Genomic DNA, 13,434 nt, shown 5'->3' with positions numbered 1-13,434 from the left:
GATAGAGGCTTCTCAAACCATAAAATCTGAAGTTTTATATAAAGCGTATAGGAGATCTTATCCATTTCGAGCGGAGAGAACCCTTATACGCTTGCTTTCTATTTTATGGGTTATTAAGTCTAGCAGTCTGGAAGGGAGCAGGAATGAAGCTATCAAATAATAACCCGGTTCATAGAATTTATCTGTTAAAAGAGGCAGGGAAACGCCAATGCGGCGGCGGTCACATCAATAAACCCCAGATTGCCCAGTCCCCACTCTTCCTGACACCAATAGAAGCTATCGTTCAAATAACCATAGAAGGAGAGACAGTAGCTCTTAAAAATGGTGAAATTCTTTTTCTAAGCACAGGTGTGACTTATCAAATTGATGCTCCATTAGAGACTGTTATCTCTGTTCTAGCAATCTCCTATGAGGTATATGGGCTAAGTAATAGCACGGAGCAAGAATTGGTCTATGGACTTTGCCGTGAAATTTTTCCGGTCAATGGGATTTTACCTATACGTACGACGAATAAAATAACTCGCTTATTCAGCGAATTAGAAGACGTTGCTGCCAATAATTTAGAAGTACAGGCAGATAGAATTCAATCCTTGCTGCATCAGCTACATCAACTGCTCGTAGAGGCTGACGCTGAAGCAGACATTACGGATAGTTCATATTTCAGAATGCTCGCTTATATCCACCAGAATTTCCAAAAGGAGATTACGCGGGAGATGATGTCTCGAATGATGGGCTTCAATCCTCGTTATTTCTCAGTATGGTTCCGCAAGCAGACGGGTTGGAGCTTCACCGAATATGTAACTCATTTAAGAGTAAATAAAGCGAAAAAACACTTGATGTCCAGCAAAGCAACAATACAGGAAATTTCGCAAAAAGTTGGCTATACAGATGGACTATATCTGAGCCGCAAATTCAAGCAAGTCACCGGGATGACCCCAACAGAATTCCGTTTACGTCCCAAACCGAAGCGGATAGTAGCGTTACAATTTTTAGGGGATTTACTTGCGCTGGGAGTGAAGCCTGTCGCGGTTGAAGAAGATGTGATGAACTACTCATTGCTTTTGCTGCCGGAACTGGCGGGTGTGCGATCATTTGAGTTGCAGGGATGTCCGGCGGAAGCGGACTGGTCTGGGCTAGAAGCCGATCTAGTTATTGCACCGACCTATCTGAGCCCTCGTCAGCTTAAATGCATGGAAAAGTTGGGTCCACTAGTTACTGTGGAGTGTGATAAAATGGACCGCCTGGAACAGATTCGTTTATTCGGCAGATTGCTGGGAGAAGAGGAGCGGGCAGAGGCATGGATAAGGCACTATCATTTGAAAATAGATTTGGCCAAGCAGCGCTTGTCCTCATTAATTGAATCTGGTGAAACGGTAGCGGTGTATGAGATTAGGCAAGATAACAGTATTTATATCTGGAATTATACAGCCCGAGGGGTGTACAATCTGTATCCAATGCTGGGGTTAACTCCACCGGACAAGGTAAGGTCAGATGTTCTAGAGCGGGATGATCATTTATGCATCTCACTGTCGGAATTGCCAATATACGCGGCTGACCATATGTTTGTGGTTGTATCAGGACAAGAGGACTGGATGTCGAGGACACGTAAACGGATTAGTAAAAGCGCGGTTTGGCGCAATCTTTCAGCATTCAGGAATGAATGCATATATTACCTGAAGCTTGAGGAATTTTGGGGCAGCGAAGGGCTTGCGCTCGAACGCCAGCTGGAGATACAGACAGATCTGTTAACCGGCCATAAATTAAGCTGACAATCGTCCATAGCTAAATTGATGTATTAGCGTGTATATATGTTTTCCCGCGGAGACGGTATATTAAACAAAGATCTTAATGATATTGATTATCAATATCATAATAATATAAAGTCTCAAGGGGGATTTACATTGTACAGAATTATATCGTTAGGAAAAACAAGCATGATAGCTGTTATGCTTACGCTGGTGCTGCTGTTGAGCGCATGCGGACAAGCTGCTAATCAGGGGAATGCTCCAGCTAGCACGTCGGCTGAAGTGGCTAAAAGCACTAATGATTCTGTAGTTGCCAGCACGGAGCCGGCTGCTGATACAGAGTATTGGACATACGAAAGCGACAAAGGCCCGGTGCAGATCCCACGCAATCCACAAAGAGTTGTGATTCCGGTACAAGACTTTATTGGTGATCTTCTGACGCTTGGCGTGACGCCCATTGCCGTTGCCGGGAATGACATCTTGAACCATCCATATTTCAAAGAGGCGCTGACAGGTGTAGAAGTAGTAGGCGATGACATGACGGTGTCCCTGGAGAAAATAACGAGCCTAGAACCGGACTTGATTATCACTTATCAGGAAGATACCTATGAGCAAATCTCTAAGATTGCTCCGACTGTCTTTATTCCTTGGGGCAAATACGACTATAAGGAACGATTGATCGAGATCGGGAAAATCTTGAACAAGGAGCAGCAGGCTGTAAAGTGGGTGGCGGATTTCAATCAGAAGCTGGAAGCGAAAAAAGCGGAATTGGCTGATCTGATCGCAGCTGACAAAAAGGTGGCGATCTTTGAAATTGCCGGTAAAGAGCTGTATTTATACGGTTCGTCATATGGGCGTGGTGGAGAGATTATATATAACGGATTGGGGCTGCATGCACCTGATCTTGTCCAAGAGGCAGCCTTTAAAGAAGGCTGGGCTTCCCTCTCACTTGAAGCGTTGCCCGAGTACTTAGGTGAAGCTGATTATATCTTCCAAGGCTTCAGCCGTGGTGTGGAGCAGGATAAGCTGGACATTCTGGACAGTGTCTTCTGGCAGAACCTACCTGCTGTCAAGTCGGGTCATGTATTCACCTACGATCTAAAAACTTATTATCTATCCGATGCTTATGCGCTGGACAAGCAGCTGGATGAGATAGTTACGTTGCTGAAGTCTCTTCAATAAGTTAATTTCAAAAGAGTAAAAGGGGATGTTCGCTGAGCTATAGTAGCTCAAGGACATCCCTTTTGCGTATTTATATTCCAAGTTAAGGGAGGTTATAGATTCCATTTGTTGCATAAAAAAGCGGTGTAGAACAAATAGTATGAGCAGGAGGTGTTAATGATGGACCCCTTTAACTCTACTATTTTGGACGATAATCTTAAAGAGCTTCAAGAAAGGCTTGGCCATAGCCCTGATATTGTTATTCGTAGAATTAAATCCACTACCACACAGGTTGAGGTAGCTGCCGTATATATTGAGGGATTAATAGAAAAATTGAGGGTCAACGAGTTTGTGGAGCATGCGATGTCGTTCGATAAGCTAGGTGAAGAAAACCCGGTGGTAACATCCGCTGAAGATATCTTTGTGTATATGAAAGAAGTGGCGAGAGGGATCGGAGAAGAACAGACACTTGAAGATTGGGATGTGCTTTTTGAGGCTTTATTCTCTGGGGATACCCTTCTTTGGGTCAACGGGATAAGGGCAGCTATCAGAGGGAATACAAGCGGCGGTGAGGTTAGAGCGGTATCGGACGCTACAACTCAAGTAGCCATTCGTGGCTCCAAGGAAGGCTTCACGGAATCTATTGGGACGAATATCTCTCTGGTGCGCAGGAAAATAAAAAGCCCTAATCTCTGGGTGGAGTCGATGAAGATAGGTGACGTCACGCAAACGAATGTATCTATTATGTATATTCATGGAATCGTCAATGATAATACCTTAAAGGAGCTCAGAACTAAGCTGCAAAGCATTGATATAGACGGGATTCTGGAATCTGGATACATTGAGCAATTTTTAGAAGATACTCCCTTTTCTCCATTCCCAACATTATATAATACGGAACGTCCTGACAGTGTTGCAGGAAATCTTTTAGAAGGTCGAGTTGCTATTTTTGTGGACGGGACCCCGTTTGTGCTGATTGCACCTACAACCTTTTTTATGTTTTTACATGCCGTAGAAGATTATTACCAGCGTTATGATATCACGACTTTGATCCGATTATTGAGATTTATTTGCCTTGTTATTTCGTTATTTGGCCCAGCGTTATTTATTGCAATTCTAAACTTTCATCAAGAAATGATCCCAACGGCCTTACTTATTAATTTTGCTTCACAAAGGGAGGGGGTTCCATTTCCGGCTTTTATTGAGGCTATGCTGATGGAATTTACCTTTGAGATTATACGTGAAGCAGGAATTCGTATGCCATCCCCTATAGGCCAAACTGTGTCGATCATTGGGGGCTTAGTGTTAGGACAGGCAGCCGTACAAGCCGGTATTGTCTCTCCTGCAATGGTTATTGTAGTTTCACTTACAGGAATATCCAGCTTTGCTACTCCCGCTTTTAATATGGCTCTTTCCATACGTATCTTGCGTTTCATCATTATGTTTATCGCAGCCTTTATGGGGCTTTATGGAATAACGATCTTTACTTTTATTTTGGTTGCTCATATGTGTAGCTTGAAATCGTTGGGTTTTCCGTATATGTCTCCATTTGGTCCTTTTATCGCTGAGAATCAGAAGGACTCGATCTTGCGTGTGCCCTTGAAATATATGAAAACTCGGCCGCGTCTTGTTAGCCAAAAAAATAATACTCGACTTAAGGTGAATGATGGGAAGCCGGGGAGTGGCAAATGAAGGTCGGATGGATGATGCGTTCATTTATTTGTATATGCTGCTTAATGTTGCTGACAAGCTGCTGGAACAGTCGGGAATTAAACAATTTAGGCATTGTGACTGGTATAGGTGTGGATAAGGTGCCGAATAAAGAGGAATATCATGTTACTTTTCAGATTGTGAATCCATCCTCAACAGCCACAAGTGCAGGAGCTAGCACCGGACAACCCACGGTCACTATTTATTCTTCTACGGACCGTACGATCTTTGGCGCTTTTCGCAAGACTTCAAAAAAGGCGGCAAGACAGATGTTTTTTGCACACACGCAGCTATTAGTTTTAGGCGAATCTACAGTGAAGAGCGGTATTGATGGGATTTTTGACATCTTTGAAAGGTCCCATGAGCTGCGGCTCAACACGAATGTTATTGTAGCCAGAGATACGGAAGCATCCTCTATTCTGAAACTATTGCTTCCCGTAGAAAGCCTGCCTGCAATTGGGATTATTAAAAAGAGTAAAAATACCGCTAGAATATATGGAGAAAGCCGGGATATCAATGTTTTTGAGCTAATTAATGGTCTCAGTGGAGAAGGGTCAGTGGTGATATCCGGAGCCAGAATTCTTGGAGACGCTGAAGAAGGAACTAAAAAATCCGGGATGGAGCAAACTAAAGTAAAAGCACTTGTCACAATGAGCGGGCTTAGCGTATTGAAAAAAGGGGTTTTTCAGGGGTGGCTGGATGGCCCTCTTGCTCGGGGGGCACTATGGGTACAGAACGAGATTAATGAAACCAGTATTAATGTAGATTCAAATGAGGTTAAAGATTCGATAGCCGTTAACATTAATTATTCAAAAACAAAAATTAAGATTGAACTCCGCAATAAAGTACCCGTCATTCATGTAAATGTTGTGGAAGAGGGGACGCTTAGTGAGGCACAGAGTTATATTGAGCTAAGTGATAGAGAGGTAATCGTTCAGTTGGAACAACAAGTGGCTCTTAAAACTAAACAGGAAATAACCCAAGCCTTACAGGCTGCTCAAACTATGAAATGCGATATTTTCAATTTCGGGAATGAACTGAAGCGCACAAATCCAAAAGCATGGGAGACTGTTAAGGACGATTGGGAGTCAGTGTTCGCGGAAGCGGAAGTGGATGTTTCTGTAGAGGCCTATATTCGCAGTGTTGGAATGAGATTAGAGCCGAAATTGTTAAAGGAAAAATGAAAGTGTTCAGTGAGAAAGGTGGGAGAAGGCCACTTTATGAAAAAAGAAACCATCAGCGCGAGTCAATTATTTGCTTTGATTTTTTTGTTTGAATTGGGAACGGCCCTTGTGGTACCGATTGGACTTGAAAGTGGCCATGCTGTCTGGATTGCTATTCTGTTAGCTTTGCCCGGTGGACTTCTTTTGTATTTGATTTATGTTTATTTATACCGGCAATATCCGGGCATGATTATTAGCGGTTATACAAGAAAGATACTGGGCAATGTTATAGGCTGGCCGTTAAGCTTAACATATATTCCAATCCTTCTCTTCAATGGCTCCCGAAATCTGCATGAATCAGGTGAGTTGTTAATAGCTGCTTCTTACGACAGAACACCCGTGTTCATCATTTATGCAATGATGGTTGTTGCGGTAATTTACATCTTAAATAAGGGGATTGAGGTGTTTGCGCGGGCGGCTGAGATTTATATGCTGATTATAATATTGTTGGGCTTGACCAGTTGCTTTTTGGTTATTGCCGCCGGACTTGTAAAACTAGATAACTTGTTTCCGTTACAGGCCTCGGATTGGAAGAATGCATTGAAATCAGCCTATCTAAATATATGGCTATTTCCGTTCGGGGAGATGGTATGTTTCACTACGATTTTACCTCATATCAAAAAAACCAAGGTAGCAAAAAGAACCGGAATCATCGCAATTACTTTATGCGGATTATTACTCAGTTTTACCCATGCCATCGAAATATCCGTTCTAGGAACAGAAATCTACAGTAGAGCCAATTTTCCGATGTTCACTACGATAACGTTAGTAAACCTGGCCAATTTCATTCAACGTTTGGACGCGCTTGTGCTCTTAACCTTAATCATTGGAGTCTTTTTTAAAATGTCAGTATATTGCTACGCTGCAATGGTAGTCACCGCGGATCTATTCAAGGTGCAAGACAGCAGAAAGCTCGCCGTTCCCGTTGGTATTGTTGTTTTGTTCGGGGCTTTTATTAGTTCAGCGAATTATCCGATACATATGGACGAAGGAAGGATATTTCTGAAATATATTTTGCCGTATTTCTGTGCCGCTGTACCTATTCTCTTGTGCATCGTTCATTACATCCGCAGAAAATTAGGGAGTTTAGGTTAGTTTATTTTATTTGATGGATTTATTGCTTCTATTTCGGATAGAGGATGTAATTGTAATAACAAAAGGTAAGGAGATAAAAACGAGCATAGTTATTGATTCCTGTATGCTTGTAGCTGCAAAGGAGTCATAGATCGTCCGCATTGAAGCGGTGAGGTTTTCTCCTGATAAAAGGTCGATGATTACTGCCATCAGCAACCCCATAAAAGCAAGCATGAAATATAGTAATAGTAATTTCATATTGATCAACTCCATTTGCTAGATTAACCTTAGGCTAAATGTATTATTACCTCTTGAGTGTGTTTGTAGTCAAAAGAAAATAACAAATCCCCTATTGCTCCAACGTTGTTGGAAGCAGTAGGGGATTCTAATTTAAGCGCATTTTATTGTGTAAGCCAAGCAGCCAGTTCTTCGGTCTGGGATAACACGGCAATTGGATCATAGTACCAGGACCGTTCTTCTTTCCATACATAGAGATGGCCTTTTTTTACAGCGGGTAGGCTACTCCAGATTGGATCAGCTTTGTAATCAGCTTCTGTACGGTTATTGGAAGTTAAGATAATATAATCTCCTGCGTATTTAGCGAGTGCCTCTGTAGAGATTTCCGCCCATTGCTTCTCCATAATTTCTGCGGCCACAGCTGTAGGGGGCTTACGACCCAGCGCCTGATAGACAGGCTGTCCGCCTCGGCCAAAGTTATCGCCATAGGCCCAAATGGATTTTCCGCCGTCTTCCATGATGGAAAATGTTGCATCTGCAGGGAATACTTTGTCTACTTTGGCTTTAGCTTCAGCTATCCGTTTGTCGTAATCTGCAAGCCAGCTTTTGGCTGCCTCTTCCTTACCAAGGAGTTCTCCGAAATAGGTTAATTCGGCATGAGCATCTTTCAGATCACCATATGGCACAACGATGGTTGGAGCAATTTTGCTTAGTGCTTCATAGCTTTCAGCTTGTCCAGAAATAATCAAATCAGGATTAAGTGCGATGATTTTTTCAGGTGACATTTTGCCGTAAGTTCCAGTGTCTGCAACTCCAGTAAGTGCCTCCTTAAAATACATATTCTCCAGTGTTAATCCGGGAGCACCAACAGGAATGGTATCTAGCGCAATCAGACTGCCCAGATATTCCTCAGCGACAATCCTTTTAGGTTGAACAGGGATTTCAATATCACCATTTATAGTAGTGACCTTTTTAAGAGCAGCTGTTTCCGTAGTTTCTGTTGGTTGACTAGTTTCGGTAGGTACTGCAGTTGCCGATGATGTGTTGCTGGTGTTACTGCCTGTATTCCCCACAGAATTATTGGAATTCCCGCAAGCTGATATGACTAGAATTAATGCCAGCATGAAGGGAAAAAGAAGCCAATGGGTTTGTTTGGAGCTATTTTTTCCTGGATTATGCAATTTGTTGTTCCCCCTATGTATATTGATTATCATTCTCAATAAGAACTTTACAAGCTTCACCGGGTATTTACTATGGACGGATATGATCTCAGCTTATGCAAATTTATGATGTCATTACCCGTAGCAATTCTTGAAGCTGTGCCTGTGAGGACAGTGGGTCAAATCCGTAGAACATATCAGCCTGGTTCAGAATATATACCCGTCCGTTTCGGACTGCATCTAATTGCTTCCAAGCTTTAGAATGTAGTAGGCGAGTAAAACGTTGTCTTCCCTCAGATGATGAAGGGATGCTAGTGATAATAATATGGTCAGCAGGAAACGATACGATATCCTCAATAGATGCCTCTAAGTACCCGGAATCTGTGATCCCTTTTTCAATAATTACGGAGGGGGGCTTGAAGCCAAGATCACCGTATAGAATTTGGCAACCTCTGCCGAAGCTGCTACTGAAACAGTAGGCGGATCGGGAGCTAACCTCCCACACGATAGCCGTACCTCTCTCCATTCCTATTGCATGGTTTAATAACCCGTTGGCGGTAAGACAAAGTCTGTCATAATGACTTAGCCACTGTTCAGCACGCTGTCGTCGATTCACAACCTCGGCAATCAGAGCAAATTGCTCTCGCCAACTCATTTGCATAAAGGGCAGCTCAATAACCGGAGCAACAGGAGTCAGAATCTTATTGTCGGGTAGACTGTAGCCGATAATGACGTCTGGTTTTACCGCAGCTACTGAGTCATAGAGTAATGAAAATTTACCTTCGCTCATTTGAAGCTGTTTGGAAGCGGGAACTTGTTCCAAGCTATGCTGCCATTCGGAATAAACCCCGAGTTGAGGCATGATTTCCAGTACTCGCAGGCTAGCGGTGTGATTATAGTTCAGGGCAACGACCCGTTTATTCTTATTCTGGTAGGCTGTAGGTGAAACGCCAACAAGCTGCTTGAATTTTCGGCTCAAATAAGTTCCCTCTTCGTAACCAACCTCATGTGCCAATGTTGTCAGATTGGGAGAACTGGTGAGGATTCGTTGCTGGGCTTTACGGATTCTTAGTAGTGTAATATAAGCACTGAAGGATAGACCTATTGATTTGCGAAAGGTTCGCGAAAAGTGCTCGGGGCTCACTTCAGCTAAAGCAGCCATTTGATCCCGCGTGATATCTTCATTGTAATGAGCTTCTATATACTCAGTCACCCGTTCCATCCAACTGCTTGATCTTTCTTTATGGGATGTCAGTTCACCATGAAGCTCCACGATGAACTGGGTGAATAGCTGCTGGACCCTAAACGGCTTTTGTTTATCAGCATCTATCCAGGCACTGTAAAGCTCACCTGCCAAGGCTATCAAACGAGTGGAGGCATGGTGGACAGGGGAGTTGTCATTTATAAAAATGTCCTCATTTTTACTCTGGGGTATACAGGAATACTCAATCCATATCCCCTTTAACTGTAATTCAGGTTCCATCTTCAATAAAGAAGAACTACTAAGGGCTATTAAGCTTCCGGCCATGACCTTGTGTATCTTACCGTCTATTTCAAGAAAACCTTTCCCATCCCAGATCATCATAAGGCTGGAATTAGTAGAAGAAATGTTTGAGGCTGAGTAGTTGGTTATTCCCGATAAGCTGATGACCCGAAGGGGCATATAAAAAGGATGGGATGGATAAGGCATCCCGTCGGATTGGATCTGCATGTAGTAATCCCCTTCTTTTCATTGATAATCATTCTCATTTATAGTATAACAGTCTTTCTTACTATTGACTATAATGATGCTTATGATAGTGTTTAAAATAATCCACGAACGGAATAGGGTTAGCTGATAAGAAGGGGTTGAAGTCATCCATGACGACCTGGAATTTACAAGGAACTGTAAGTCACTTATTAATATGTAACGGTAGCAGCTGCAAGAAACACAAAGGTGAAGAGGTAGCTGAAGCGATAGAAGACGAGATTGAGAAGCAGGGCGCACAAAGTCTTATACATACGACTGTGACCCGTTGTAATGGAAGATGTTCAGATGCTTGTGTGGTGATCGCTTATCCCGAAGGTGTGTGGTACAAAGAGATTACACCTAAGCTGGCGAAATCATTAGTGCGGAAACATTTGCAGGGGGAGAAGCTTGAAGATCACTTGTTATACACCTATGATGGACAATTGATTGCTTCAAATGAAAAGGGCGCTAAAGGGAAAAAGAAAAAATAGCAAGGCTTGTAAGTACCTTTTAGTTGCGGTTCTAACCCTGTACAGAGGAATATCTCGTGCAGGGTTATTTATTTATAAACAGGGGAGGATTATGATTGAATCGGATCATGACCAGACTCGTAATAGGACTGTGTGCTTAATTAAGGACATCAAATTTGACTTGCAGGGCTAACGTTGACTATGCTATTAAAAAGTGAATGAAATAACACAGTATATATGATGGTTTATAGGGGAGAGGGTACGATGGAGAGGCTGCAGGTGTGGCCAGAGAAGTTCAAAAAATTTTTTCTGAATAATAAATTTGTAGTAGTGCTGCTCATTATGCTGCTGGTTGGAATTAATATTCTGGTATTCTCCAAAATACCGTTTATTTTTAAGCCGATATCAGTATTGCTGCACACCGTGGCCGCACCATTATTACTGGCAGGTATAGCTTATTATTTGCTGAATCCGTTGGTAGATCGGATGGAGAAAAGATCCCGAATAAAACGTGTATATGCAATAATCATCCTATATTTGTTGATTGCTGGTCTCATCACGCTGGTTTTGTTTATGGTCATTCCAATTATACGGACTCAGCTATCAGGTTTGATCGACAATTTTCCAAGGTATAGTGAATTAATTCAAGAACGGTTTATGGATCTGACCGGAACGGAGTTCTTTGGTCAAGTTCAAGATAGTATCGGAACGAACCTTAGTGAGATAACATCTAAGATTACGGCGTGGGGCAGTTCTTTTCTGAATAATGCCTTGACGGGTGTTGGCAGCTTTGTAGGAGCCCTTACAGAGATTGTCTTGGCGGTTGTAACGACGCCATTTATTTTGTTCTACTTGCTTCGCGATGGAAAAAAATTGCCGGATTATATTCTGAAGTTTGTACCTACTTCTCTGCAGCCGCAGACTCGTATGGTCATGTCGGAGATGAACAGTCAGGTATCCTCTTACATACGCGGGCAAATTATTGTCAGCTGCTGTATTGGTCTGCTGCTCTATATTGGCTATTTAATCATTGGTTTGGAATACTCTCTCGTTCTGGCTATTGCTGCTGCTTGTACAGCAGTTGTTCCTTATCTGGGCCCGGCAATCGCGATTACACCTGCCCTAATTGTGGCGATGGTCACTTCTCCATTTATGTTGTTGAAGATGATTATCGTGTGGACAGCTGTTCAGCTGATTGAAGGGAAATTTATCTCACCACAGATCATGGGCAAGACGTTGAAGATTCATCCGATAACCATTATTTTTGTAATTATATTCGCAGGTAAAATGTTTGGAATTCTGGGGATTATCCTTGCAGTTCCGGGTTATGCGGTACTTAAGGTGGTATTTACACATCTTTTTGAATGGTTCCGGTTTCGATCCGGCTTATATAAACAGATTGAAGAGAATAAGGAATAATGTGGAAGGGTGAAATGTAATGGGAGCACCAATAGCAGTAACCTCTTATGGTAAGCTTCAAGGAATACAGGAGGGGGACGTGAACATTTGGCGCGGGATCCCTTTTGCAGCTCCACCTGTTGGAGAACTTCGGTTTCGTGCACCACAGCCACCAGAAGCCTGGGATGGGGTTAGAGATGCTTCTGAATTTGGTCCAGTTAGTCATCAGCCAGCGGATACGAGAGGTACTCGGTTCGGTGGCAAGACGCCGCTTCATTCCGAGGATTGTCTGTATTTAAATATTTGGGCGCCAGCAGTTCATGATGAGCCCCTGCCTGTTATGTTCTGGATTCACGGGGGGACGTTTGTGACCGGGGCTGGAAGTCAGCCGCAGTTTGACGGCACAAGCTTCGCTGAACGCGGTAAAGTAATTTTAGTGACCATTAACTATCGGCTGGGTCCATTTGGATTCATGAATTTGTCTCCATTTGGCCATGGGCTTGCTTCTAATCAAGGTTTATTGGATCAAATCGCCGCACTGGAATGGGTAAAGCTGAATATTGCTGCTTTTGGCGGGGACCCGCAGCGGGTAACTGTATTCGGGGAGTCAGCAGGGAGTATGAGTATCGCAGCCCTTTTGGCCATGCCAGCAGCGAAGGGGTTGTTCGCTGGTGCGATTATGCAAAGCGGGGCTGCTCAGACGCTGCCTTCCGAGCAGGGGAAGTACATTGCAGCTGCACTACTAGCTGAATTAGGGATTGCTCCAGATGGAGATGCCAGTCTTCTGCAAACATTTTCTTCTGAACAAATTATCGAAGCAGCCGCAAGAATGACTAAAAAATTAACGGGTGGCTCTATAGGTATGTTATTTCAGCCTGTCATTGATGGGGATACACTTCCTGTAGAACCTGCACAGGCTGTGGCAGAAGGATCGGCACAGGGTATTCCGCTATTGATCGGAACCAATCGTGATGAGGGCAACTTGTTCTTCAGAGAAGAATCGCCTGAGGCAGACTTTGACGATTCACTCAAGGCGCTGGAGCAGATGATGGGTACTGGGAGTCTGAAGGAGATTGCGAACCATTATTCATCCTCATGGGAGGGACAAGCCGAAATTCTAACGGATCTTTACTTCTGGGGAACCTCGGTGTCCCTGGCAGAGAACCAACTGAAATATGCACCTGTCTGGATGTACCGTTTTGACGGCACGATCCCAGGTCATCCATTGTTAAATAAAGCTGTGCATAGTGCAGAAATCGTCTATGCCTTTAATAATCTATCTCATCTAACCCATCTTAGGGCAGAAATTAATCCAACGATGCAGAAGTTGGCTGAAGTTATGCATGATGCTTGGATTGCTTTCGCTCATCAAGGAAATCCGGCTACAGCAGAGAGGTTATGGCCGAAATACAATCTGGAGGAACGGGCTACCTTGATCTTTGATGAAGATACGCATGTAGCTTATGATCCTGAGTCAGAGAAACGCAAAAGAATTGTCACTATGCTGGCTTAAGAAGATTGAGAGGC

11 protein-coding genes are annotated in these 13,434 nt (G+C 43.2%); 8 read left to right on the top strand and 3 right to left on the bottom strand.

Annotated elements, in window-relative coordinates:
• The first annotated feature begins 143 nt into the window (after positions 1-143).
• The 5 genes from NSS82_RS23005 to NSS82_RS22985 all read left to right on the top strand — a co-directional run bounded on the left by NSS82_RS23005 (position 144) and on the right by NSS82_RS22985 (position 6,934).
• Positions 144-1,769 (top strand): helix-turn-helix domain-containing protein, encoded by a 1,626-nt coding sequence (locus NSS82_RS23005; protein ID WP_076273526.1) that lies wholly within the window; start codon positions 144-146, stop codon positions 1,767-1,769.
• A 132-nt stretch (positions 1,770-1,901) separates the two neighbouring features.
• On the top strand, positions 1,902-2,927 hold the full coding sequence (locus NSS82_RS23000; RefSeq protein WP_256717662.1) for an iron-hydroxamate ABC transporter substrate-binding protein: 1,026 nt from the start codon (positions 1,902-1,904) through the stop codon (positions 2,925-2,927).
• A 156-nt stretch (positions 2,928-3,083) separates the two neighbouring features.
• Complete coding sequence (locus NSS82_RS22995; RefSeq protein ID WP_143761334.1) at positions 3,084-4,598, top strand: spore germination protein; 1,515 nt, start codon at positions 3,084-3,086, stop codon at positions 4,596-4,598.
• Positions 4,595-5,800, top strand: a complete 1,206-nt coding sequence (locus NSS82_RS22990) for a Ger(x)C family spore germination protein (RefSeq protein ID WP_038572463.1) — start codon at positions 4,595-4,597, stop codon at positions 5,798-5,800. Before NSS82_RS22995 ends, NSS82_RS22990 begins: the two co-directional genes overlap by 4 nt.
• Before the next feature lie 36 nt (positions 5,801-5,836).
• Complete coding sequence (locus NSS82_RS22985) at positions 5,837-6,934, top strand: GerAB/ArcD/ProY family transporter (protein WP_076273528.1); 1,098 nt, start codon at positions 5,837-5,839, stop codon at positions 6,932-6,934.
• Between the two features lie 6 nt (positions 6,935-6,940).
• On the opposite strand, the gene NSS82_RS22980 is transcribed toward NSS82_RS22985, so the two are convergent.
• From NSS82_RS22980 to NSS82_RS22970, 3 genes are all read right to left on the bottom strand, one after another.
• Complete coding sequence (locus NSS82_RS22980) at positions 6,941-7,171, bottom strand: hypothetical protein (protein WP_036676096.1); 231 nt, start codon at positions 7,169-7,171, stop codon at positions 6,941-6,943.
• Between the two features lie 143 nt (positions 7,172-7,314).
• Positions 7,315-8,274 (bottom strand): ABC transporter substrate-binding protein, encoded by a 960-nt coding sequence (locus NSS82_RS22975; protein ID WP_076273569.1) that lies wholly within the window; start codon positions 8,272-8,274, stop codon positions 7,315-7,317.
• 160 nt (positions 8,275-8,434) lie between these two features.
• Positions 8,435-10,021 carry an AraC family transcriptional regulator gene (locus tag NSS82_RS22970; RefSeq protein WP_051490902.1) on the bottom strand — a complete coding sequence of 529 codons (1,587 nt, stop codon included), beginning with the start codon at positions 10,019-10,021 and terminating at the stop codon, positions 8,435-8,437.
• 149 nt (positions 10,022-10,170) lie between these two features.
• Here NSS82_RS22970 and NSS82_RS22965 point away from each other — a divergent pair, with 149 nt between their 5' ends.
• From NSS82_RS22965 to NSS82_RS22955, 3 genes are all read left to right on the top strand, one after another.
• Positions 10,171-10,530: a (2Fe-2S) ferredoxin domain-containing protein gene (locus tag NSS82_RS22965; RefSeq protein WP_036676102.1), complete on the top strand. Its 360-nt coding sequence runs from the start codon at positions 10,171-10,173 to the stop codon at positions 10,528-10,530.
• A gap of 243 nt (positions 10,531-10,773) precedes the next feature.
• Positions 10,774-11,928, top strand: a complete 1,155-nt coding sequence (locus NSS82_RS22960; RefSeq protein WP_036676105.1) for an AI-2E family transporter — start codon at positions 10,774-10,776, stop codon at positions 11,926-11,928.
• Positions 11,929-11,947: 19 nt separating this feature from the next.
• Positions 11,948-13,420 (top strand): carboxylesterase/lipase family protein, encoded by a 1,473-nt coding sequence (locus tag NSS82_RS22955; protein WP_076273529.1) that lies wholly within the window; start codon positions 11,948-11,950, stop codon positions 13,418-13,420.
• Positions 13,421-13,434 lie beyond the last annotated feature (14 nt).

This window comes from Paenibacillus sp. FSL H7-0735 (assembly GCF_038008505.1).
In the GTDB taxonomy this organism is placed as follows: domain Bacteria; phylum Bacillota; class Bacilli; order Paenibacillales; family Paenibacillaceae; genus Paenibacillus_AQ; species Paenibacillus_AQ odorifer.
This window is presented reverse-complemented; position numbering and strand designations above follow the sequence as displayed.